Below are 22,450 nucleotides of genomic sequence, written 5' to 3'. Positions count from 1 at the left end.
AATTTGCGTCAAAATTAATGAAAAATGTTTAAAAAAAACAGACACTTTATTGTTATTTTAACCTTTTTACTTGTTAACAAAATCATTTTTGCACAACAAGAACAAGAATATTTAGGTGTTATAAAATTAAACGACTCATCTTTTATATCTTACCAACTAAATTTGATAGAAAACGATAATTTAATTTCAGGTTTTTCAATTACAGATATTGGTGGAGAACATGAAACCAAATCTGCTATTACAGGAGCATACAATTCTAAAACCAACATACTTTCTTTTAAAGAAGTTGGAATTATCTATACTAAATCTGAAGTTTCTGATTACGATTTTTGTTATATTAATTTTAATGGTAATGTAAAAACTATAGATTCTAAAAAAAACATAGAAGGAAAATTTATAGGTCTTTATAACGACGGAACTAACTGTATTAATGGCGAAATTAAACTTAGAAACATTGAAAAGATTGAACGAAAAGCTAAGAAAATTGATAAACTAATTAAAAAATCAAAACACGTTGAAGATTCTGTTAAATCAACAGTAAGTGTTGCCCTAACTTTAGACTCTTTAAAAATGAATATTCTAAAACCTGACCAAAATTTAACAATGTTTACAAATACTTCTCAACTTCAACTAAATATTTATGATGCTGGAAAAGTTGATGGTGATAAAATTAATATTTACGTTAATGGAACTATTTTTCTTAGAAATTATATTGTAGATAAAGACATAAAAAAATTAGTAATTCCATTAAATTCAAAATCAACAACTATAGACGTACTAGCTTTAAACACAGGGGCTATTTCTCCAAACACTGCTAAAATAGAAATTATTGACCAAGAGAATACAATTAACACTTTAACACGTTTAAAAACAGGTGAAAAAACCTCTATTACCGTTATAAAAAATTAATTACTATTCTTTTTTAAAAGGAATAAACCTCCTCCTAACACTAAAACTGCTAAGCCAACATAAACGTAGCCTAATTCTTTTTCTGAATTGTTAGATAGGTCTACTTTTAAATCTAATACTTCAATTGAAGTAGAGTTATCGCTTACTTTATTTAAACCAAAGTAACCCAATCCCAAACTTAAAACAATTAATAGTACACCAATAATTTTACGAGTATTCATAATATAAAATATGCTTAAATTTTTAAATTTCCACCAATTGGTAATAAATACAATTCTTTTTTAGCCTTAGCAAACTTTTCAAAAGCTTCTTTGTGGTCTATTTTAATATATCCAAAAGTATCAAAATGTACACCTAAAACTTTGCTACAATTTAAAAAAGAACTCGCTTTTATAGCCTCTTTTATTCCCATAGTAAAATTATCTCCAACTGGTAAAATTGCTAAGTCTAATTCACCAATAAAATCCGGAATTAGTTTCATATCATACGTTAAAGCAGTATCTCCAGAAATGTATAACCTATGGTTTTGTGTTTCAATTACAAATCCACCTGGCTGCCCTCCATAAGTTCCATCAGGAAAAGAGCTAGAATGTATCGCATTTGTAAAATGTACAGTTCCAAAATCGAATGTCCATTTACCACCATGATTCATTGGGTGACCTTCAATTCCTTTGGCTTCAAAATACGATACAATCTCAAAATTAGAAATTACTTTTGCCCCTGTTCTTTTGGCAATGGCTTCTACGTCTAAAATATGATCTTGATGCGCATGGGTAACTAAAATATAATCTGCTTGTAATTTATTAATATCTATGTCTTTTGCTAATTCATTCCCTGTAATAAACGGATCTACTAACAAGGTTTTATCTTTAGTTTCAATACTCAAAGTTGCGTGTCCTAAATAAGTAATCTTCATAATATTTATGTTTTAGATGGTTACTGCAATTTAATGAATATTTTCCACAAAAAGAAGCAGCTCTCTAAAAAGCAAAACCTTTTATAGCCTTAATTTTTAATAGAAAGCTACAACTAATTAATTTTAAGAAGATAAACTTCTGTAAAAATTAAAATAAAGACTTTTAGTTACTTTTTAAACAACTGCTTTTAAACAAAAATATACACTAAATAATTAAAATTTATATTTTATATAGGTTGTAAAATTTCTACCTGGTTCATAAATTTTCCCTGAAAGAATATTAGAGTTTTGGTATGAAAAGTTTAAGTGTTCATAATAATTTTTATCAAAAATATTCAACACTGCAACCCCTATGGAAACACCTTCAAAAGGGCTATAACCAGCTCTAAAATCTAAGGTTCCAAAACCAGGAGTTTCCTCTTCCATAAAAGTTTCTGAAACCCTATCTTGACCACCTACCAATCTAGAACTTAATGCAAGCCAATAATTTTCAGCTTCATATTTTGCTCCTAAATTTGTCATAAATGGAGGAATATGCGCCAATGGTTCGTTAAAATCTTTATTTTGAGCTTGTGTGTATGAAACATCAGAAGTTAAAGTTAAATTGTCTGAAGCTTTTACATTAAAACTAAACTCTACACCCGTTTGTGTTGCTTTGTCTAAATTAATAAACTGCTTTGCATAAACTGGAGGTGTTGTTGCCATAAATTTTCTTGGAATTTCAGTATTTACAATGGCCGAAATATAATCTTCTAAGAAAGAATGGAATACAGAAGCTCCAATTTCAATTATTTCAAATTTCTTAATAAAAGATAGCTCAATTTGATTGTTTATTTCTGGTTTTAAATTTGGGTTCCCAACATATTCGTAAGGATCTACACCTACATTAAAATGATTTATATAACGTTCTATCATAGAAGCTGTTCTAACACCTCTACCAATAGCCAACTGTGATTGAAATCCGTTTTTTTGATACTTAACTGAAGTATTTGCACTTATATTAACTTCTGTTTCATCTTCAATACTCCCTCCATATAAAGCTTCAAAATCTGCAGCTGGGTCAGCTAAAGAAGTTGAAATAAAATCGGCTCTAATACCTGTTGTTATACTTGTATTTTCAGAAATCTTATAATTTCCTTCAGCAAAAACACCAACATCATTTAAACTTGCATCTTGCCAAATTTTATCTACAAACGTTTTTGGAGTTACCAGTGGTGTACCATTCATTACCTTCACAATTCTAGTTCTTGCTCCTTCCCTATCTATTAAATTAGCATCAACACCCGTATAAATTCTCATATTTTTAGAAGGCGACAAAACCAATTCTATTTTACCACCAGTTGTCCAAGCTTCTACTGGAGAACTGGCCTCTGTAGCTGCAAAACTAGGACGCCCTTCATTGGTCATTAAATGGTCTACATAAGAATGGAATACTTTTACTGAAAAGCTTGTTATTTTTTCTGAAATCTGGTTTATTTTATAATCAATTCCTGCTAAAAAACTATCATCAAAAGGCGAATCCATTGGCAAACCAGCGTGATCTATATCGCTACCAAAAGATTGTCTCCAACTAAATTGTAAACGTTGTTTTTCTGTTGGATTTACACCTATTTTTAAAGAATAATCAGTTGTTTTAAATGAAGCAGGAACTTTTGTTCCATTTCCATCTTTATAGTCACCAAAATCGCGATACGAACCATTTAAAAACACATCAAACTTATCAGTTACATACAATGCAGAAGCACCTGTAACTAAGTTATTTCCGTTAGATTCGTAACCACCTTCAACACTTCCATGAAATCCGTATTGCCCTTTTGTTGGATTTTTTGAAACTAAATTAATTACACCTCCAAAATTTTGTCCAAAACGCACGGTAAAAGGTCCTTTTACAATTTCAATTTTTTCAATTTCTTCAGGAATTACATGTGTTGTAATTGGATCCATTCTATTTGGACAGGCATTTAACACTTTCATTCCTCCATCATATTGAATATTTAATTGCTCATATTTAAAAGATCTAAAAACTGGTTCTGATGCATAACCACCTTTTTTAGTGATTCCAAAACCTTTAATTTCTTTAAATAAATGCCCTACACTTCTAGGCTGACTTATTCTTTTTTCAGTATCATTAATTACAACTGATTGAGAAATATTTTGCAAAGGATTTGCCGCTACAAGTATTTCATTCAACTCTATTTGAGTTGGTTGTAATCTAATTAATAACTGATTGCTTAAATTTGTAATTATAGATTTATAACTTACATGACCAACTTCAATTTGAGTACCTTTTACAGCGTCAATTGTAAATTCTCCAGCTTTATTTGTTAGGGTAACTATATTACTACTCAATATTTTTATCGTAGCATTTTCAATAGGCGCTTCTGTTACATCATCAATAATTTTTCCTAACATTTTTGAAGACTGACCGTAAGAAATCAACGAAATTAATAGAAATATTAGTGTAACTATTTTTTTATTTTTCATTATAACTTTAAATAAGTTGTTATTTATTTTTTAAATTTTATTATATCAAACTCAATACAAAACATTTAAATGCTAGCTGTGTGTATTTTAATAACAATACTTACAGCAATTAAACATTTCGTATTAAAAACTAACTAACAATACATTCCATTAAGAAAATGCAACATACATTAGTAAATACAAACAACATAAGTATACAGTTTTAACTGTAAAAACAATTAAACTTAAATACAGATGCTATTCATTAATTAAAAAAAACGAAAAATTAAGAGGTAGCCTGTGGAGGTTTAAAATCTGATTTAAAAAAATCTTGTAAGGAAAAATGTTTACTATACTTTTTTTCAAAAATAGCTTCTTTATGCGTTCTAAAATGATACGTAAATTGCCCTAAAGGAGTTATTGGGTAATCATCAAAATTAATTTTCGGCACTGTAGATTTATGATCGTGATCAGTATGGTTTACCTCATCCATTTGCTTTTTTAAATAGCATTTACCATTACATTCTAGATATGGTTTATCCTTATTCTCACAAAGTACTGTTGCAATATAATCGTAATTAGCATAATATTCAATTATTGGCATTACTGGGCGTACCATTGCCAATAAATAAAGTAAATAAAAAAAAATGCCTAAAAACTGATTTTTCATATAATCAAACAGTGAAAGACAAATATATCTTATCTATCTTGGAGCTTATGTAATAATTATTACTCATAACTGATTAAACTATTAAACCAATTCCAAATAATATAGAAAATACAAATGTAGTAATTGCTAATTTTTTTAATTCTGGATCTAATAATTTTGGATTTCTATTTCTATAAACCACTTTAAAATGCTTTATAATTGGAAAAAGTGTAAGCAAAAATAAAAATTGATAAGGTGATTTATAATGTATTATTGAATATAATATTGTAAACAAATAAGGAATAACTAATAAATAATAATGATAGTATTTTGCATAATCGCTTCCCATTTTAACTACTAAGGTTCTTTTTCCAGACTTAATATCTGAAGCTCTATCACGCATATTATTTAAGTTTAGTACACCAATACTTAATGACCCAATAGAAATAGCAGGTAATAAAATTGTAATATTTAATTCTTTTGAATACAAATAATAACTACCAATTACACTAACCAAACCAAAAAATAAAAATACAAACAAGTCGCCAAACCCACTATAACCATAGGCTTTTTTACCTACTGTATATTTAATTGCGGCAACAATACTAAGTACACCTAATATAAAAAAGATGAATAGATTTAAAAAATCTTCTTTTCCAAATGCCTTATAAATTAAGTAAACAGCAATTATAAAAGTAATTATTACAGATATTTTAATAGCATTAAGCATTTGATTTGGACTAATTGCACCACTTTGTATGGCCCGTTCTGGTCCTACTCTATCTTTATTATCGGTTCCTTTAACACCATCTCCATAATCGTTTGCAAAATTTGAAATAATTTGAAACCCTGTAGTTGTTAACAAAGCTAATACACAAATTTCCCAATTAAAAACCCCTTTAGATGCAGCTATAAAACTTCCAACAATTATTCCTGAAATTGATAGAGGTAAAGTTCTTAAACGCGCTGCTTCAATATAACTTTTTACATCCATTTTTCTACTGATGTTTCTGATTTATACAACATAAAATTATACATTTCTATAGCTTTACTAGTTTTTATACAAGGCAATACAATTTTACCTGAAGCCGTTTGTAAAACCAAATTTACCACGCCTTTTCTTTTTTGAAAAACTGTTTGTTTCATTTTAATATTTTGTAATTTAAAATGCTCAAAATAGGTTGTTTTTGTTGCTATTTGTCCAGAGCCAACAAGCAACATATCATTATTAAAACTGTAATAACATTTTTTATATTTTAATAAAACTAACACCACAAAAAAGGGAATTAACAGTAGATTCACAAGAAATAAACTGTTTGAAATTAATCCAAAAATGCCATTTAATAATAGTAATAATAAAAAATACCTAAAAAACAATTGTGTTTTATAATAAACATCTGGTTTCTGTTTTTCTTGATTATTAAAATCTGTATTTAAAAAAAGTATATTTTTTAATATTTCAATATGCGCTTGATTAAACCCAACTACTTTAATTATTTTTTTATAATTTATTTTACCACTTACAGCTTGTTTGAAAATCACATTATAAATTCCTAATTTTTGTTGTATCGGGTTTGTAGAAACCTCAATACTTTGAACTTTTTGCTTTTTTAAAATATTATTTTGTTTGGTAAATAAACCTTGATTAATTTCTAATCTATTATTTTCAATAGATACTTGTAGGTTAAAATGACGAATAAAAGTTGTAACAAAAGAAATTACAACAGAAATTATAAAACTAAACACAAGTAAAAATAACATCAAAAATAAATCTCCGAGTAAAGAATTAGCATTTTCTTCTAAAACAGCATCAAATTTTTGATCTAATTCTAAAGTTTCTAAAAAATCTTTAACTTGCACATATCCTGAAAAAATAAAAGCAAATAACAATGCTAAACTTTTAAAATGATTTTCTGAAATACTAATTTTCAATAAATCTTTAACCGAAACTTTATGAAGAATTTCTTTAGAAGGCTCATTATTTTCAATTGCTGTAACTTCTTGCATTTTAGAAAATAAGGCTTGTTTTAAAGCTTCTGCTTTTTCTCTAGAAAGTGCTTTTATAGATATTTCAACAGTTTTTGCACCAGCAGTTTCAATTTCTACCTGAGTAACATTAATTATTTGTTGAATAAAATTTTGTTTGAAATTTATATGTTGAATTTTTTCAAAAGGAACAGAAATATTTGATTTATTTAAAATTCCTTGTTTTAAAATAAAAGCATTGTCTTTTATCTTGAATTTAAAATTTAAATACACTAAAACGGCGCGTATTAAAATGTAAATAAGAATAGCTAAAACTGCTAATCCAATTTTTGTAAGGTTTAATTCTGAAGTGTCTTTTGTAAGTAATATTGGAATTAAAACCCAAGAAGATTTTAATGACTTGTATAAAATTATAAAATAATTTACTACAATTCCTTTTGGCGATTGTCTCGAAAATTCAGAAAAATCGAATGTATTATTCATTTATAAAATGGGTAATAAATTCCTTTATCTTTTTTGCTTCTTTTTTTGAAAGCCCATTTATTTTTAAATCGCCTCCACTTTCTCCTGCAGTAAATATTTTAATTGAAGCTAACTTAAATAACCTAGAAAAAGGTTTTTCTTCTAATTCTACATGTTGAATTCTAGCAAAAGGAACAGTAGTTATTGTCTGTACAATTACTCCTTTTTTATAAGAAATATCCTGTTCCCTAACTGCATATTTTCGCTTATAAAAACCAAGCACTATAAAAAGTAGAAACAAACTTAATATTAGTGCTAATGCAACATAAAAATAAGGTGTATATTCAGGTATATGAACTGCTAAATTGTTAGTAATTAAAAAATACAGTCCAACAAAAAGCGCAATTGCAACAATACTAAAATTTAAGAGTAAAACCCTTAAATATCTTTTATCAATTGCTTTAAAATCTAATTTAGAAATATCTGGTAACTGAGAAGTAACTTCTATGTTCTTAAACATTTACAAAACTATTAGTGTATTATAAATCTTTTGCATTTGCAATTAACTCTGCAATGTCTAACACTTCAATTTCAGTTTCTTTATTTGTTGCTTTAACACCATCTGTCATCATAGTATTACAAAACGGGCAACCAGTTGCTATAATATCTGGTTTTGCTTCAATTGCTTCCTCGGTTCGCTCTACATTAATGTCTTTTGCTCCTTTTTCTGGTTCTTTAAACATTTGAGCGCCTCCAGCACCGCAACACAAACCGTTGCTTTTACAGCGTTTCATTTCAACCAATTCAACATCTAGCTTTTGAATTAATTCTCTTGGTGCTTCATAAACATCATTTGCACGACCCAAATAACATGGGTCGTGAAATGTTATTTTTTTTCCTTTAAATTGTCCACCCTCAATAGTAAGTCTTCCATCATCGAGCAACGATTTTAATAATTCTGTATGGTGTACAACTTCGTAATTTCCGCCAAGTTGAGGGTATTCATTTTTTAGCGTATTAAAACAATGCGGACAAGCAGTTACTATTTTTTTAATTTCGTAGGCATTTAAAACTTCAATATTAGTCATAGCCTGCATTTGAAATAAAAACTCGTTTCCCGCTCTTTTAGCAGGATCTCCAGTACAGCTTTCTTCGGTACCTAAAACAGCAAATTCAACGTTGGATTTGTTTAAAATTTTAACAAATGCTTTTGTAATTCTTTTTGCTCTATCATCAAAACTTCCTGCACATCCAACCCAGAACAATACTTCTGGTTGTTTGCCTTGTGCCATCATTTCTGCCATTGTTGGTACGTTCATATCAATATATTTTAATTTTTATTCGTGTTGACCGTCATCAAAAACTTCAATAGTAACTTCTTTTTCTACTAAATCTGTAAATTGACCTCTATAACGTGTTGCTTTTACTAAGTGATTATCAATCCAATGGTAATTCCCTCCTCTTGGTTTCCCCATTAATAAACTGTGGTATTTAAACCCGTGCTTATTTAACCAATTTTCTGTAACTTCTCTGTGTTCTTCTGTTCTTGAAGTAAAAAAACAAATAATGTGTCCTTCTCCATGCCATCTATTTAATGTTGCTAATGCATCTGGAAAAGGTTTACAAGTAGCCATTCTTTCTGGCTCTTCATTTGGAACATCTTCTGTTACTGTTCCATCAATATCAATTAAATAATTTTTAACTCCTTCAGGCAAAATAGGACTAATATGTAATCCATCTTCCACTTTATCATTTAGTAGTTTTTCAACTTCCTCTTTTTTCATTTTGTGTGTATTTTAATTTTTATAGTTATGTTATTCATCTTTCCAATTTAATCTATCCATTTGGTTGTATTGCCAAGGTGCACCATTGTTTTCAATATTCGTCATCATCATATTTAATTCTTGTGGGGCTGCTGATTGTTCCATTACCAAATATCTACGCAAATCTATAATTATAGACAATGGATCAATATTTATAGGACATTCTTCTACACAAGCATTACAACTTGTACACGCCCAAATTTCTTCTGGTGTTATATAATCGTTTAATAATTGTTTACCATCATCTACAAATGCACCATTTTTAGTTATGTTTTCACCAACTTCTTCTAGTCTATCACGAGTTTTCATCATAATAGCTCTTGGTGAAAGTTCTTTGCCTGTAATATTTGCTGGACAAGATGAAGTACATCTACCACATTCTGTACAAGTGTAGGCGTTTAGTAATTGCACCCTATTTAAATCTGTAACATCACTCGCTCCAAATTTTTCTGGAATTTCGTCTTCACTTCCTTCAGGTGCTGCTGCAAATGGGTCTACATTTGGATCTAGCATCATTTTCACCTCATTGGTAACAGATTCTAAATTATTAAATTGCCCTTTTGGATTTAAATTTGCAAAATAGGTATTTGGAAATGCTAATAATATATGAAGGTGTTTCGAGTAATATAAATAGTTTAAGAACACCAAAATACCCGCAATATGCAACCACCAAGCGGTACGTTCTATGTAAAATAAAGTTCCTGCATTAAAATTCTCGAATATTGGAACCAAGAATTGACTTATTGGATTACCATCATCTGCTTGTTGAAATGGAACATCAGTAGCATTCATTATTAAAAACAATGACATTAATACCATTTCAAAATATAAAATATATAGGGCATCATTTTTAGGAAAACCTTTCATTTCTTTATTCCAAAAACGAGGAATTCTTAAAACCATTCTTCTTATCCAAAAAACAGTAACAGAAACTAAGACCAATAGTGCTAAAATTTCGAATGAAGCAATTAAAAAGCTATAAAAACCGCCTAAAACAGACAATACTCTGTGCGTGCCAAAAAGTCCGTCTATAATTATTTCTATTACTTCAATATTAATTATTAAAAAGCCAATATATACAATAACATGAAGAATACCGGCAATTGGACGTTTTACCATTTTAGATTGCCCTAAAGCAATCATTGCCATATTTTTCCAACGAGAAGCTGAATTATCGGACCTATTTACTTGTTTACCAAGTTGTATATTTCTTATAAGTTTTTTTATATTTTTAACAAAAAAACCAACTCCTATAAAAAGAAGAATTGCAAATACTATGTTGTCAATATAATTCATACTTTCTTTATTTACTGATACTTCTAAATAATTTTATTAGAATTATCTTTAAGTTAAAGTGCTAATTTAAATAATAAGTTGGTTTATTACTAACACAAAAAATTCAATAAATCAATTTTAATAATTCTTTACTATTATACCTAAAACTTTTTACAAGCTTAAAAGCGTACAATTTAGAATTATTTAAAGTTTTCTCATATTTATTAGTATATTTTTTTACAAAAAAAATAATTCTGTAAAATTAAATACACTTTTTCTTTTTTATTTAAAGTAATTTTATGGGGTTTTAAATAAAACAGGTTGTTATTATTTTTCTTCTTCAGGAGTATAACCTTTGTCCTTTTTACCAAATAGTGAAAAGTGTACAAATCGTTTAGGATGCAATTTCATTTCTCTTAATAATTCTTCCAATTCTTTTGATGCATTGGTTAAATTAATATACATTTCTTCATCGGTTAATAGTTTACCTAAAGTACCATCTCCGTTTTCTATACCTGCCAATACTTTATTTAAATTGTCTACTGTATTTTCAATATTTTTTATTGTAAGTCCCAAATTAGCATTTACTAAAGTATCTGAAAGCTTTGCTAAATTATTGGTCATTAACGTAGCATTGTCAAGTGTTTTGGTTAATTTTTCATCATTATTAACAATTAACTTGTTTATATTTGCTGAAGCATGTTTAAAATTAGTAACTGTAGCATTTAGCTCTAAAATACTAGATTTTAAACTTTCTCTACTTTTAACATCTAAAACATCTGTTAAGCCTGTCATTAAAGAATCTGCGCTTTTAATAACACTTTCAACTTTTGCTTGTAATGGATTTAATTTTTCACTAACTGATGAAAATAAATCTGATTCTATTTCTCCTTTTAAAAAATCTCCTGGAAGTGCAGTTTCACCTTCATAAGAAGGTACTATTGCTAATGATTTACCTCCCATTAAACTAGTGCTATAAATTTTTGCTATACTATTTTTTGAAAATTCGAAATCATTTTCAACACTAAATTCAACAATTAAATTCCCTCTTTTTTCGGGACTATTATTAAATTTAATATCCACTACTTTACCAACATCTACCCCATTAATAGTAACAACGCTTGCTGTGTTTAAGCCTTGTACATTACTATATTCTGTAAAATATGTTTTTATCTGACCGTCAAATAAATTAAGTCCTTTTAAATAATTATAACCCCAAATAAATAATGCGATTACAAGTACTGCTATAACTCCTGTTTTTAATTCTCTGGTAATTTTCAAAATAATATAAATTTTAAGGCAATATTACTAATAATTTTTGTGAGTAAATGGCTAAAATACTACGATTTTTTTAAAACTTCATCAACAGAAATTTTTTCACCATTTTTAAAAGCGACTATAAATGCAGTTTTAAACCCTTTAGATTGGACGACTTTTTTTAATTTTTCTATTTCAGAATAATTAGAAGTATTACCATAATAGTATTTATAACTACTTCCAACTTTAGCTCTTTCCACATTTTTTAGACCTTTAAAATTGTAAGATTTTGTTTCTAACTTTCTACCTGCTGCTATTTGTACTTTAAACTGTACGTTTTCATATATACTTCTATTGGTTGAATTCGGCTCATCAATTTCTGTTATGCTATTACTTTGTACCGTATTTAAAGTTAATTGATTTATATAGTTTATAATTCCATTATAAATAGCTTCAGAAAATTTTTGCTGTCCTAATTTTGAATTTAAAAACAAAGCTTCATTTTTATTTGTTAAAAAACCAGTCTCAATTAAAATACTCGGCATATAAGTTTGGTGTAAAACCACAAAACCAGCTTGTTTTACACCTCTATTTTTTCTTTTTAGCTTTACTGTAAATTCATTTTGAATAATACTTGCTAGCTGAATACTTTGATCTAAATATTCTTCTTGCATTAATGTAAGTCCAATAATAGATTCTGGAGAATTTGGATTAAATCCTTTATAAATTACTTTATAATTATCTTCAAATTCAATTACAGAGTTTTCAGCTTTGGCTACTTCAAAGTTTTGTTTATTGGCATGTGTTCCTAACACCCAAGTTTCTGCTCCATATGCATTTGATGAATGTGCATTACAATGTATTGATACAAATAAATCTGCATCGGCTTTATTTGCTATTTTACCACGATCTTTTAATCCTATAAAAACATCTGTTTTTCTTGTATAAATTACTTTAATATTTTCTTTTTTCTCCAACAATTTACCAACTTGAAGCACTAATTTTAAAGCAATATCTTTTTCTTTCATTGATTTATAACCAATTTTACCGGGATCTTTACCTCCGTGACCCGCATCAAGTACTACAACAAATTCTTTTTTTTGTGCAAAAACTGTAGTAATATTAAAAAGAATGCTACAAGAAAATACGAAAAGCCCTAAGATTTTCGTTGATATTTTAATTTTAGAAAAGAGTAGTGAGTTCATCAATAATTTTAATTATTTTTGGCAACTGTTATTTGGTGATACAATTATTGAGCCATACATTTACAAACATTAAAAAAATGTGTTGAAAGCCTAAAAGCTAAATTAAAAAAACTTAAGCTATCAACCCAATTTAAATAGTATTATTACAAAAAAAATAAGTTATTAAAACGAATATATACAAAATTTATTTTTCATTGTTATTGATATTTGCTTTTAGCTTTATCAATACAACTGCTTATTCTCAAGAAATTAAGCAAAATTCTTCGGATACTATCCCAATAATAAAAAAAGACACTTTATTAAATTTAAAAGCTAATGACACTTTAAAAAGTAAACAATTAGACTCTTTAGCTCTAAAACCTAAAGATTCTATTAAAAAACCTGCTGAATTACTTGAAAGTATTATAGACCATAGTGCCGATAGTTTAATAAGACAGGATATTTTAAACAATAAAATTACCTTATACGACAATGCCTATATTAAATACGGCGATATAGAATTAACCGCTGGGTATATTGAAATTGACAATAATACAAGTTCTGTAACTGCTAAAGGTATTAAAGATAGTGTTGGGGTATATTCTCAACTTCCTGTTTTTAAACAAGGCGGACAAGAATCTACGCAAGACACAATTATTTTTAATTTTAAAAGTGAAAAAGCTAAAATATGGAATTTAAAAACAGAACAACAGGGTATTATTATTTTAGGTGAAGTAAGTAAAAAACATAATGATTCTGTAGTTTTTATTGAAAACATAAGACTAACAACATCTGATAAAGAAAACCCAGATTATTATATAAAAATTAAAAAAGCAAAATTTATAAAAGATAAAAAATTAGTAGCAAGTTCTAGTCAATTAGTTTTAGCCGATGTACCAACACCTGTAGTAGTGCCTTTTGCTTATATTCCATTAACTAAAGGTAGAACCTCTGGTTTTTTAATGCCAACTTGGGGTGAAAACAACAATCAAGGATATTTTCTACAAAATGGTGGTTATTATTTTGTATTAAATGACAATTTTGACTTAGCTCTTTTAGGAGATATTTACACCAATGGAAGTTGGGGTATGCGGGCAGAATCTAGTTATGCAAAACGTTACAAATATTCTGGAAACTTTAATTTTCAATATGAAAATCTAATAAATAGTTTAAAAGGGCTTGATGATTATTCTAAAGCAACAAATTACAATATTAGATGGAGCCATTCACAAGACTCAAAAGCAAGTCCAAACTCACGGTTTTCTGCTTCTGTAAATATGGGTAGTAGTCAATACTTTAAGCAATCTAATAATGAATACAATACTAACGCCTTTTTAAATAACAATTTAAGTTCTTCTATATCATACTATAAAAACTTTGTTGGTACACCGTTTAATGTGTCTTTATCTATGACACATTCTCAAAATACAAATACAGAAGAAATTACAATGACATTGCCTTCTTTACAATTAAATATGGATAGAATTTATCCGTTTACAGGTAAAAATGGAGCAAAAAATAATGCCATACAAAAAACAGGATTAACCTATTCTATGAAAGGTGATAATAGAATAAATACTACCGATGAGTTTTTCTTTAAAAAAGAAATGTTTGATGATGCTAAATCTGGCTTTCAACACAACCTTACTATGAACACCAATATGAAAGCATTAAAATACTTTACCATTTCACCTAGTATAACTTATAAAGACGTATGGTATTTTGATAGATTAAAAAAAACATTTGATGATGTAGAAGACGCTGTAGTTACAGATACTATAAGTAGTTTTAGTAGATTTAATGAATATTCTACTTCGGTTTCTTTAGGAACAACGTTTTATGGTATGTTTAAATTTAAAAAAGGAAAACTTGAAGCAATACGGCACGTTGTTAGACCAAGTATTTCTTATAGCTATAGGCCTGATTTTAGTGATACCTATTACGAAAAAGTACAACAAAGTGCTGCAAATCCTGAAGAATTTTTAGAATATTCTCCATTCTCTAATGGTATATATGGAGGCCCAAGTTCTGGAATCTCTAACAGTTTAAACTTTACACTTAATAATAATTTAGAAGCCAAGTTAAGAAAAAAGGATTCTACCGAAGGTGAAGCTGAAAAAATTACTTTATTAAATAACTTAAACTTCTCCACAAGTTATAATATGGCTGCAGACTCTCTAAAATGGAGCCCTGTTGGTGTTAATGCCGGAACTAAACTTTTTAAAGATAAATTAACTTTAAATGTTAATGCAACATTAGACCCTTATGCATTAGACATAAATGGAAAGAGAATAAATACGTTTAACTACAATAACGGAGGTAGTTTATTTAGATTAACAAATGCTGGACTTACTTTAAATTATTCTTTAGAAAGTAAAAAAGAAAAATCTGGAGGTTCTAAACCTGGTGGTGGACAAAGTGAAAAAGAAGCAGCTAATAATTCTGATGGTGTATTTGGAGAAAGTTTAACAACTACAAACCAACCAAATACAGATAGTAATAATTCATCTACAAAAGAAACAGAATTGTATGGTTCTAAAATACCTTGGACTTTAAAAATAGCGTATGCCTTAAACTATTCAAATGCAACAAGGCAAAAAGAAATTTCATCTAACTCTTTAATGTTTTCTGGAGATATAGAACTAACACCTAAATGGGGAGTAGGCTTCTCATCTGGTTACGATATTAAAAACCAAGGGTTCACCTATACACAACTTCGTTTTTCTAGAGATTTAGATAGTTGGAAACTTAATTTTAACTGGGTTCCGTTTGGAGATCGACAAACCTACTACTTTTTTATTGGTGTAAAATCTTCTATGCTAAGCGATTTAAAATACGACAAAAGAAAAACACCAGACAAAGCATTATTTTAGTTGAAAAATAACTTACAAATAATAAATCTGTAATCGTTTTAAAAATTAAATAGACATGAAAAAAATAATTAACACACCTAATGCTCCTGCTCCAATAGGCCCATATAACCAAGCAATTTTAACAGGAAACACCTTATACACTTCAGGTCAAATAGCTTTAAATCCACAAACTGGCGAATTAGTTTTAGACTCTATACAAAAAGAAACTACGCAAGTTATGGAAAATGTGAAAGCAATTTTAAAAGCAGCTGAAATGACCTTTGAAAATGTAATAAAAACTTCAATATTTATTTCTGATATGAAAAATTTCACTGAAATAAATGAAGTTTACGGAAGTTATTTTAACGCAGAAACAGCACCAGCACGCGAAACTGTGGAAGTTGCTAATTTACCTAAATATGTAAACGTAGAAATTTCTGTGATTGCTATAAAGTAATTACAGAAACAACTATTTTTAAAAGATTTCATTACAAATTATACCCAATAGAAAACATTACAATTCTTGGTAAAATATAGGTTTTAGAATCTGAAATTATGTAGGACGAAAAGCTATTTTGTTGCTTATATTTTACATTAAATAAATTTTGAGCATCTATTTTAAAACTCCAAGCACTGTCTTCATTTTTATAAGAAAGTGTTGTATTTGCTATTTGATAAGTGTTTTTCTGGTTGAATGTTTTGTTTTCGTAATTATAATTTTCGTATTCAAACGAAAAAATAAATCCTTCTAAAAAGTCGTAATCTATGTTTAGGTATGGTTGATTTGTAACAAATTTTGAAGTTGAATTACTAGAAGTATAATTACCAATACTTTGCTCAAAACCTACTTCAATTGTTGGAAATTTATCGAACAAAGTTTTTACTGAAAGCGTATAACTATAATTATTACTTTTATTGGTTACAAATGCCTCATTTATATTTTGAAGATAACTAGAAGTTAACACTCTTGTATTCAATCCATATTTAAATTTCTTAATTTTTTTATCAATATTTAAATTAAAAGACCAATTTTCTGATGCATTATCTACTATTATTGGAGAAATATATTGATCGGTTTCGTTAAATTGTACTGCATTTTGAAGTCCTTTAACTTTTTTAGTATAATTTATTCCTCCAAACAACATTAAACCTCGGTACAAACTAAAACGGCTGTAATACATTCTTGCAGTATGATACAACTCATTCTCTAAATGTTCGTTTCCTTTGTACACCGAATTATACGACTGTAAATAAAACCGATTTGCCAATTTTGAAGCATCTGAAAAAGCACTTTTTAACTGATAATTTAATTTTATCTTTTTTGAATTACTAAATTTAATTTCTGCTGAAAAATCTGGCAACACAACTATTTTATTACTTTTTTTAGACTCTTGCTGATTTAAATTCCAATTGTAATTATGTAAAAAAGCACCTTGCTTTAATTCAAAAATACCTGTTTTAAATTTATAATGAACGCCTAAAAATAAATCGTTTAACTCATAGTCTAAATCGTTTCCAAAACCTGCGGAAGCAAAATTATTTGTAGTTCCGTTTGCTAATTGCTGACCATCTTCTGTAAAAAAAGTTTCGTTGCTGTATTTGTTTCCTACAGTTGTATAAATATGATTAAAATTATTTAACACCCAATAATGCTTAAAAACACTATGTATTGTAGTATTTTGTATTTCTTTTTGCTGATTGATATTATAATTATCTGATTGCTCAACAGGAATTAATCCTTGTAAAATAGTGTTATTTGTTTCCCAAAGTGTGGTTGGGTTGTTTTTATCGAAAGTAATATCCGCAGCAAAAGAAAACGTATGTTTATTAGACATTTTTTGATGCCATTCTATATTCTGATTTAAGTAAATTGCTTCCGCATTATTTTCTGAAAATATAGATCTGTCTTCATTTTCAATACGTGAAAGAATATTATTACTTTTTAAATTATCGGTTTTTTTAAATTGCGTTTTAAAATACCATTGTTGGTTTGTAGTAGGTGCATATTCTATATTAAATTTCCCAATCCCTAAAATATTTCTACTGTTTGAAGTGTTTTCTTTTTCTTCAGTAAATGCAGTATATTGATTTACATTTTCTGTTAACGTTTCATTTTTTGAATGTGAAAAAATTGCATAGCCAGAAATATCTAATTTACTATTTACAACTTTGGTAATATTTAAAGCACCAAATTTATTAGTGCTAGTTACCAAATCTTGTGTTTCCATAAAGTTAGCAAAATCACTTGCTGAAACATTGTAAATGGAACCATCTCCTTTTAAAACGGCGCTTATACCACCTTGAAAACTCATATAATCTCTAAACGTAAAAATTTTTTCGCCAGTATTGTTTAAATTTCCTATAAAATTAACATTGGTTTTTGGGCTGTAATAAAATAAGTTACTGTGCGCTCTATAAAAATCTTTAGTACCTTTTCCAGCTTCAATATCTCCAAAGGCAAATTGTTTTTTGTCTTCTTTCAATAGTATATTCATTGCCATTTCGTCTGTATCTGATACATTTTTTAAAAAAGCAATTTCGTTATAATTATCTATTACTTGTATTTTATCAACAGCATTTGCAGGGATGTTTTCTACCGCTAATTTAGAACCACCACCAAAAAACTTTTTACCTTCTACCAATAAGGTAGTTACTTTTTTACCTTGTACTGTTACACCTCCATTTTTATCAACTTCAACACCTGGCAATTTTTTAAGTACATTTTTTAGTTTACGTTCTTCGCCTGTTACAAATTTATTTGTATTGTAGGTTATAGTATCTTCTTTAACGGTTACAGGCATTTCAATTACAACTTCTTGCAATTGGTTTGGTGCATCTTTTAAAACAATATGTTGTTGCATATTTTCTGTTGCTGTAAACTTAAAACTAGCCGTTTTAAAACCCATATAACTTACAGAAATAGTATAAACTTCATTTTTTGAGAGTTCTAATTTATACAAACCATCATTGTCCGTAATACTAAACTGTAAATTTTTAGAAACATCTGCTGGTTTTGCTAGTACGTTAGCATAACTTAATGGGTTTTGCAAGCTGTCTTTTACGCTACCTTTAAGAGTAATGGTTTGGGCGTTTGTAATACAAATACCAATTATAAAAAATAATGTAAATGATAAAACCTTTTTTTGAGGCATTCTAGTTTTTATTAAAGTCTGGAAAATAATTTTCAAGTAGTTTTTTGTACTCTTTTTCACTTATCTTTTCACCTCTAGTCGGCTCTTTTATAACATCAGATTTTTTGGATTTTTTTGTTTTTAAACTAATATTATAGAATACTTCCCCACTATATTTTTGCTGAGAGTGAATTAAAACAGAAAATAATAGAAAAATAAAAATCGATGTTTTTTTCATAGTTTTTTATTTAATTAAAATCTTTTTTAAGTCTACTTAATAAATTTACCAATTTATTCAAGGTTATAGTATTACTTTTAATCTCTCCAAAAACCACTAGACATCTCTTTTATTTTTAGTTCAAATTCGTTTTCTGTAAGGGTTTTCCCTTTTTCTGGCTTAATTATTTCAATTGTACCTATAGGGTTTAACTTAATTTTAGTTACATAATACATCAACTTATCCTCATGCAGCTCTAAAATTAAACCAGGCAAACCTCCATATCCTTTTGGTCCATAATTTAAAGGAATATCGGGTGAATACCATGCTATAACAGGTTTTTCAAAGACCCCTTTACTGTTTTTCACGATTTTCGTTGTAGTTGCCATAAAGCATTTATAATTTTTAATTGTTTTAGTTTTATTAATGAGTTTCCATTTAATATTATTTAAATCATATTTAATTATAAATAATTCTCCAAAAGACTCTTTTTGAACAAGTTTTTCACCGCTTTGGATATTTTTATAATATACATCATCTATTCTAGAATATTTTGCAGCAATTTTATAACCTCTATCTTTATCATTATTCATTTTTTTAACTAATTTATAAATTGATTCTGCTCTATTAAATTTCAATATAAATTCAAAATTATCAGAATGCGTTCTTAGACTTTTATTAACAAAGTCTAATTGACTCCTGAATTTTGTATCTATTTTTTTTATTGCAATTGAATCAAATAAATTTTCAATAAACTTTTGCTTATAACTAACTTCTCCACTTGAAACTTGTGCTGTTAGTGAAATAGAACTAAATAAAAGAAAAAATATTAGCGTTAAATTTAATTTATTTTTCATACTTTTTATTTTTAATTCTTTTACTAAAGAGATGAGAAATAGTAGTTCCTCACCTCTTTATACTATATTATCCTGTTACATAAAGACAAGCTTCATACCAATCATTTGCCATCTCATTTGCAAATTCCATATCATAACCTTCTGCTTCTAGAAATGTCTGTAGTTCAAATGCATCTGCACCACAATTAGCTTGCTTATTTTCAGCAGCACTAACTTGAGTTAGTGGACTAATTGCAAATACAAATACTATACTTAAAATTATTTTTTTACTCACTCTTTTCATATTTATAATTTTGTATTCGTGATTTTTCTTTGAAAAGTTCATTTTAATAAATTTTAATTAGTTAATAGCGCATAATTGCGCTTTAATATTTTGTTATGTCTGCGAGGAGTATTACTTTCGTTTTACTTCCTCTGTTTGTATTAATTAGCTATGTCATAGTTAGTTGGTTTTAGGTTAAACATTTTATTAGCGTATTGTGTTTTTAAAATTTTACAAACAGAGGATTTTTCTGTTTAGATAATAAGGATGAGATTCCTGCTTTCGCAGGAATGACAATAAAAATGGAATTTCTGTATTGAATGAAATGAAAAATTTAAATGAGAATTTTATTGGTTTTGCATGTTTCATAGTACAACTTTTAACTCTTTTTCAAGTTAAATTTAAAAAAAAAAAAAATTACTTGTCAAAATAAAACAAGTTTATTTTACTGAAATACACAAGTTTATGGTTTAATTTTACTAAAGTAAGGGAAAACCTTACTTTTTATTTTATTTTTATAATGGTAAAAATTAGTTGAGAAACAACTTCTGTAGATTATTAGAAAAATGAAACCTAAAAGAGTATTAAATTAATACCCTTTTAGGTTTTAAAATTCATGTTATTTAAAAAAGTATTATAATCATCAACCTGAAACCGCATCAGATCCACGTAGCAATTGATTATCCGAATAATGTAAAACTGAAATCAAAGATTCAGCGTAGCTAAACAAGCTTAGCATGGCGTATTTCCAGACTACTGTAACAATCTCTTTATATTTTCTTAAATTTCTCTTTTTAAGATCTATATAGATTTTATCAAAAGTTCTGCAGTTGCAGGGTTTGTTGCTAATGGAACATCGTGCACATCGCATAAACGCATTAACATTGCAATATCTGGTTCGTGAGGATGCATTCCAAGCGGATCTCTAAAAAAGAAAACCATATTTGTTTTTCCTTCTGCAACACGTGCTGCAATTTGAGCATCACCACCATAAGGACCCGATAAGAATTTCTCTACTTTAAAACCTGCTTTTTCGGCATTTTTACCTGTAGTTCCTGTAGAAATTAATGTTATTTTTTTTTGAATTAACAGTGCTTTAAAATCCATTAAAAACTGAACCATTTCTGTTTTTTTTCCGTCGTGTGCTATAATTGCAATTTCCATATTTTTTATAAGTTTTAATACAACGTTTGTATGTTTATTAACTTTAAAGTGAAGCTGAATATTCAATTAAATCTACCAATTTTGTTGCATATCCAGATTCATTATCATACCAAGCAATAATTTTAAAGAAATTTTCATTTAATTCCATTCCTGCTCGTGCATCAAAAATAGAAATTCTAGATTCAGAAACAAAATCTTGAGAAACAACTTCATCTTCTGTATAGCCTAAAATACCTTTTAATTCGTTTTCTGAAGCCTTTTTCATTACTTCCTTTATTTTAGCATAAGATGTTGCCGTTTTTAAACGCACCGTAAAATCTATTAATGAAACATCTACAACAGGAACTCGCACAGCCATTGCTAAAATTTTACCTTCCATTTCTGGAATAATTTTAATCAATGTTTCTGAAGCACTTGTTGAAGTAGGAATCATATTGTTTAATGCGGCTCTACCCCTTCTCCATTTGTCTGAAAAACCATCAACTGTATTTTGACTTGAAGTTGTACAATGCACAGTAGTTACTAAACCTTCAATTATTTCAAATTCATCATTTAAAACTTTCACTATGGGAGCAATGCAGTTTGTTGTACACGAAGCATTAGAAATTACTAAATCATTTTTCAACAATTTTGTATGGTTAACACCCATAACAAAATTTGGAGCATTTTTTGAAGGTGCAGAAATTATAACTTTTTTTGCACCTCCTTTAATATGATTTTTCGCTAGATTTTTATCTGTAAAATATCCTGTAGATTCTATTACATAATCAACATCAAGGGCATCCCACTCAATATCTTCAGGTAGTTTTTCTGAAGTAATTCGTATAGAATTATTATTAACAATTAAAAAATTGTTTTTAATTTCTATGGTTCCTTTAAAGCGTCCGTGAACAGAATCAAATTTTAATAAATAGGCTAATTGATTAATAGTCATTAAGTCGTTTATTGCAACAACCTCAATGTTTTTTCTATTTAAAATAGCTCTAAATGCTAATCTTCCAATTCTTCCAAAACCATTTATACCAACTTTTATCATGTGCTAT

Annotated in this window: 21 protein-coding genes; 3 read left to right on the top strand and 18 right to left on the bottom strand. The window is 28.0% G+C overall.

The window, feature by feature from the left end; all coding sequences use genetic code 11:
- Window positions 1-24: 24 nt before the first annotated feature.
- Window positions 25-909 (top strand): hypothetical protein, encoded by an 885-nt coding sequence (locus tag MKD41_RS16310; protein WP_240243397.1) that lies wholly within the window; start codon window positions 25-27, stop codon window positions 907-909.
- Here the strand turns inward: MKD41_RS16310 and MKD41_RS16305 are convergent.
- The 12 genes from MKD41_RS16305 to MKD41_RS16250 all read right to left on the bottom strand — a co-directional run bounded on the left by MKD41_RS16305 (window position 906) and on the right by MKD41_RS16250 (window position 12,945).
- Window positions 906-1,130, bottom strand: a complete 225-nt coding sequence (locus tag MKD41_RS16305; protein WP_240243396.1) for an LPXTG cell wall anchor domain-containing protein — start codon at window positions 1,128-1,130, stop codon at window positions 906-908. The two genes, MKD41_RS16310 and MKD41_RS16305, sit on opposite strands and share 4 nt — an antisense overlap.
- A 14-nt stretch (window positions 1,131-1,144) precedes the next feature.
- Window positions 1,145-1,825, bottom strand: coding sequence for a metal-dependent hydrolase (locus MKD41_RS16300; protein WP_240243395.1), 681 nt, complete (start codon window positions 1,823-1,825; stop codon window positions 1,145-1,147).
- A gap of 213 nt (window positions 1,826-2,038) precedes the next feature.
- The gene (locus tag MKD41_RS16295) at window positions 2,039-4,309 is read right to left on the bottom strand and encodes a TonB-dependent receptor domain-containing protein (RefSeq protein WP_240243394.1); all 2,271 of its coding nucleotides are present in this window, start codon (window positions 4,307-4,309) and stop codon (window positions 2,039-2,041) included.
- A gap of 265 nt (window positions 4,310-4,574) precedes the next feature.
- The gene (locus tag MKD41_RS16290) at window positions 4,575-4,958 is read right to left on the bottom strand and encodes a hypothetical protein (protein ID WP_240243393.1); all 384 of its coding nucleotides are present in this window, start codon (window positions 4,956-4,958) and stop codon (window positions 4,575-4,577) included.
- A gap of 73 nt (window positions 4,959-5,031) precedes the next feature.
- On the bottom strand, window positions 5,032-5,931 hold the full coding sequence (locus MKD41_RS16285) for a 1,4-dihydroxy-2-naphthoate polyprenyltransferase (RefSeq protein WP_240243392.1): 900 nt from the start codon (window positions 5,929-5,931) through the stop codon (window positions 5,032-5,034).
- Window positions 5,922-7,406, bottom strand: coding sequence for a PH domain-containing protein (locus tag MKD41_RS16280; protein WP_240243391.1), 1,485 nt, complete (start codon window positions 7,404-7,406; stop codon window positions 5,922-5,924). Before MKD41_RS16280 ends, MKD41_RS16285 begins: the two co-directional genes overlap by 10 nt.
- A complete protein-coding gene (locus tag MKD41_RS16275; protein ID WP_240243390.1) occupies window positions 7,399-7,905 on the bottom strand; it encodes a PH domain-containing protein in 507 nt (168 codons plus the stop codon). The genes MKD41_RS16280 and MKD41_RS16275 overlap by 8 nt, the downstream gene beginning before the upstream one ends.
- Window positions 7,906-7,924: 19 nt before the next feature.
- Window positions 7,925-8,704 (bottom strand): (Fe-S)-binding protein, encoded by a 780-nt coding sequence (locus MKD41_RS16270; RefSeq protein WP_240243389.1) that lies wholly within the window; start codon window positions 8,702-8,704, stop codon window positions 7,925-7,927.
- Between the two features lie 18 nt (window positions 8,705-8,722).
- Complete coding sequence (locus tag MKD41_RS16265) at window positions 8,723-9,169, bottom strand: LNS2 domain-containing protein (RefSeq protein WP_240243388.1); 447 nt, start codon at window positions 9,167-9,169, stop codon at window positions 8,723-8,725.
- Window positions 9,170-9,199: 30 nt separating this feature from the next.
- Window positions 9,200-10,504: a (Fe-S)-binding protein gene (locus MKD41_RS16260; RefSeq protein WP_240243387.1), complete on the bottom strand. Its 1,305-nt coding sequence runs from the start codon at window positions 10,502-10,504 to the stop codon at window positions 9,200-9,202.
- A gap of 306 nt (window positions 10,505-10,810) precedes the next feature.
- Window positions 10,811-11,764, bottom strand: a complete 954-nt coding sequence (locus MKD41_RS16255) for an MlaD family protein (RefSeq protein ID WP_240243386.1) — start codon at window positions 11,762-11,764, stop codon at window positions 10,811-10,813.
- 59 nt (window positions 11,765-11,823) lie between these two features.
- Window positions 11,824-12,945 carry an N-acetylmuramoyl-L-alanine amidase family protein gene (locus tag MKD41_RS16250; protein WP_240243385.1) on the bottom strand — a complete coding sequence of 374 codons (1,122 nt, stop codon included), beginning with the start codon at window positions 12,943-12,945 and terminating at the stop codon, window positions 11,824-11,826.
- A 194-nt stretch (window positions 12,946-13,139) separates the two neighbouring features.
- On the opposite strand from MKD41_RS16250, the gene MKD41_RS16245 reads away from it, so the two are divergent.
- Window positions 13,140-15,797 (top strand): putative LPS assembly protein LptD, encoded by a 2,658-nt coding sequence (locus MKD41_RS16245; protein WP_240243384.1) that lies wholly within the window; start codon window positions 13,140-13,142, stop codon window positions 15,795-15,797.
- A 55-nt stretch (window positions 15,798-15,852) separates the two neighbouring features.
- The gene (locus tag MKD41_RS16240; protein ID WP_240243383.1) at window positions 15,853-16,233 is read left to right on the top strand and encodes a RidA family protein; all 381 of its coding nucleotides are present in this window, start codon (window positions 15,853-15,855) and stop codon (window positions 16,231-16,233) included.
- Window positions 16,234-16,264: 31 nt separating this feature from the next.
- Here the strand turns inward: MKD41_RS16240 and MKD41_RS16235 are convergent, their stop codons facing one another.
- The 6 genes from MKD41_RS16235 to gap form a co-directional block, all read right to left on the bottom strand.
- Window positions 16,265-18,928, bottom strand: a complete 2,664-nt coding sequence (locus tag MKD41_RS16235; protein ID WP_240243382.1) for a carboxypeptidase-like regulatory domain-containing protein — start codon at window positions 18,926-18,928, stop codon at window positions 16,265-16,267.
- A gap of 1 nt (window position 18,929) precedes the next feature.
- Window positions 18,930-19,145: a hypothetical protein gene (locus MKD41_RS16230; protein ID WP_240227017.1), complete on the bottom strand. Its 216-nt coding sequence runs from the start codon at window positions 19,143-19,145 to the stop codon at window positions 18,930-18,932.
- A gap of 77 nt (window positions 19,146-19,222) precedes the next feature.
- The gene (locus tag MKD41_RS16225) at window positions 19,223-19,981 is read right to left on the bottom strand and encodes a GLPGLI family protein (RefSeq protein ID WP_240243381.1); all 759 of its coding nucleotides are present in this window, start codon (window positions 19,979-19,981) and stop codon (window positions 19,223-19,225) included.
- A gap of 67 nt (window positions 19,982-20,048) precedes the next feature.
- Complete coding sequence (locus tag MKD41_RS16220; RefSeq protein WP_240243380.1) at window positions 20,049-20,306, bottom strand: hypothetical protein; 258 nt, start codon at window positions 20,304-20,306, stop codon at window positions 20,049-20,051.
- 738 nt (window positions 20,307-21,044) lie between these two features.
- Window positions 21,045-21,407, bottom strand: coding sequence for a methylglyoxal synthase (locus MKD41_RS16215; RefSeq protein WP_240227015.1), 363 nt, complete (start codon window positions 21,405-21,407; stop codon window positions 21,045-21,047).
- A gap of 43 nt (window positions 21,408-21,450) precedes the next feature.
- The gene (gene gap, locus MKD41_RS16210) at window positions 21,451-22,443 is read right to left on the bottom strand and encodes a type I glyceraldehyde-3-phosphate dehydrogenase (RefSeq protein WP_240227014.1); all 993 of its coding nucleotides are present in this window, start codon (window positions 22,441-22,443) and stop codon (window positions 21,451-21,453) included.
- Window positions 22,444-22,450: the final 7 nt, after the last annotated feature.

Source organism: Lutibacter sp. A64 (genome assembly GCF_022429565.1).
Lineage (GTDB): Bacteria > Bacteroidota > Bacteroidia > Flavobacteriales > Flavobacteriaceae > Lutibacter.
This window is presented reverse-complemented; position numbering and strand designations above follow the sequence as displayed.